Source organism: Nostoc sp. UIC 10890 (assembly GCF_054786515.1).
The window spans coordinates 1-2,510 of sequence record NZ_JBSGKF010000093.1; the positions used below are offsets into that span (position 1 = coordinate 1).

At 38.1% G+C, this 2,510-nt stretch carries 2 protein-coding genes; both read left to right on the forward strand.

The window, feature by feature from the left end:
• Positions 1-53 precede the first annotated feature (53 nt).
• A complete protein-coding gene (locus ACWATR_RS39350; RefSeq protein ID WP_460345629.1) occupies positions 54-917 on the forward strand; it encodes a ParA family protein in 864 nt (287 codons plus the stop codon).
• Positions 917-2,080, forward strand: coding sequence for a ParB/RepB/Spo0J family partition protein (locus ACWATR_RS39355; RefSeq protein WP_460345632.1), 1,164 nt, complete (start codon positions 917-919; stop codon positions 2,078-2,080). The genes ACWATR_RS39350 and ACWATR_RS39355 overlap by 1 nt, the downstream gene beginning before the upstream one ends.
• Positions 2,081-2,510 lie beyond the last annotated feature (430 nt).

Below are 2,510 nucleotides of genomic sequence, written 5' to 3' on the forward strand. Positions count from 1 at the left end.
GTTGTTGGTAATAAATAAAACTAAGAAAGATGTGAGTTTTAAAAGACATTGTAATGAAAAAGAAAACAGTTAAAAAGCAAATCCGGCTAACAATTGCTAGTAATGCAGGCGGGTCAGGTAAAACCACGGTAGCAACGCATTTAGCATATGCTGTAGGTGCCAAAGGTTACAAAGTTACCCTAATAGAACTCGATCAAAACGGCTCACTATGTATTTTTGCAAGGCTTGCACCAGCATCAATGGAGCAGTCTCTAGCTGCTGTCTTCAAAAAAACATTTACAGGTGACTACCCACTTGTTCCACTTTGGACAGAACATCTTTCTACGGTTACGGCTATTCAAGGAGGAAAATTTCTCGAAGAAAGCATTGCAGAAATATATAACTATAATCGCCGTCACTACACACTGAAAGATAGATTAGAAGATTTTCCCTTAAATAGCGATTTGATTATCTTTGATACTCCTGCTTCCTTAGAGCCTATGGGTTTGATTGCACTAGCAGCTTCTACACATGTGCTTGTTCCTATCAAACCAGAATATAAAGATACAGGAGCTTTCGCAGGTTTTTTAGATTGGTTCTATAGTAAAGTAGACGATTTGAGATTGAAACCTCAACCTGAAATATTAGGGTTTGTACCTACACGAGTAGATTTATATGGCGTTGGGGCACATCGAGATATTTTAGGTTTAGATAAAAAGGGCAACCTCAGAACTGATATTGAGCCTGAGAGAACTCTTCCCTTTCTAATTAAACAGATGGGAATCCGATGCTTTCCCTACATTCGAGAATCTAATTACTACCTTAAAGCTAGTGGTTCTGGATTACCCTTAAATTTATATCGACCTGGTTATGATGCTAGTGAAGACTTTAAACCTATTGTGACTAGCTTAATTAAATTGATGACAGAGGACCTGTAATGCCAAGTAAAAAACCTGTAGAAATTAGTCAACTGTTTGGCCAAGCAGGTCAGTCTCAGCAAATTCACCAACTTAAAAGTCAGATAGAGAAACTCGAAGTAGAAATTATACAGCTGCGAACAAATGTATTTAGTTCAGAAGAAAAAATTACATTAGAGCAACAAATTGAGCAACTCACTAATCAACTGGCTACTCAAGGAGGGATACATGAAATTGCAGTAAATCTTATAGATCCCGATCCGGCTCAACCGAGACAAACGTTTCCTCAATTAGTAATCCAAGAACGAGCAGAGAGTCTGCGTCGGCAAGGTCAGCAAAACCCAATAGTGCTTATTCCACAAATTGATGGACGCTACAAAATATTTGATGGAGAACTCAGATGGAGGTCAGCTCCACTTGCTGGAATGACAAAACTGAAAGCTGTTTTTCTACCTAAAGAAGAAACTTCAGATGAAGTCGTAGTTTTTGAGGGTCAACTGGTAAGTAGTATTCACTCACAAAAACTTCATGACCTTGACTTAGCAACTGCTCTTATTCGATTAATTATTTATAAATATCCCGATCTGAGCGGAAGAGAAGACGAGATTCCAAAGTTTTTGAATGCTTTCATTAACCGACTAGTCCGTAGCAAGAAGCTTCAATATCTCGCACTGATTAAAGATTCTGATTTGATGACACAACAAGAATGGCTAGAAACATCTGATTTCAAGGAACATGAGGAACATGAGATTGTCTCAGTTTTGTTAGGATTACAACTCAATCCGGTATCGATTAATAACAATATCTTTCCTCTTCTTAAAGTGACAGAAGACCTCAAAAATGTCATTCGCTCTGAAGGGCTAGAAACCAGCAAAGTAAGAGAACTCAATAAGTTATCCTCTGAACAGATGAAGATTGATGAATCTAAAGCTCTGATGATTCGTACTCAGGTAACTCATCGAGTCATCGAAGAAAAACTATCATTGAGCCAAACTAAAACACTAGTTAAGCAAACCCTAGAGCAGTATAGTGCTTCTAATTCTGAAGCCAAGCAGAACAAACAGATGGACAAAACTATTAAGGATATCCAGTCAATAAATTTAAAAATATTGGAACAGACACGACTTATTAAACTACGCCAAGTCCTTCAGGAAAAGCTCGATGAGATTAAAACCCTGATGTAGTAAGCAGTTTTTGTAATTTGTAATATAGTTATCCCGGACAAAGTGAGTTACCAAGTCAAGGTGTCATATACTTTGTTCTAAACGTTTTTGCCCACCTCGTTGATAATAGGTATAACCAGCATCGCTTTACTGCGAAAGCTACCGCCCTCCTCCAGCACCCAAAAAATCAGTAGTTCCACTTAAGAAAAGGAAGCCTAGAACTATGACATATAAGAGTGATGAAGGGAAATTAGGGTGAGTTTTAGATGACACTAATGCTGGGTGTGTCATATAGTATTTATGTACTATAATTAACTGACTTCCAGTATTATAATAATGTGCGGCCTCTTCTAACAGGCAATGTCCACTCCCCCTAATCTTTCCCCTCAACAAGTAAGTGCCTTTCCTCAACACGAAACAATCACCGGAGTCGTAGAACGCCTAACTTTTT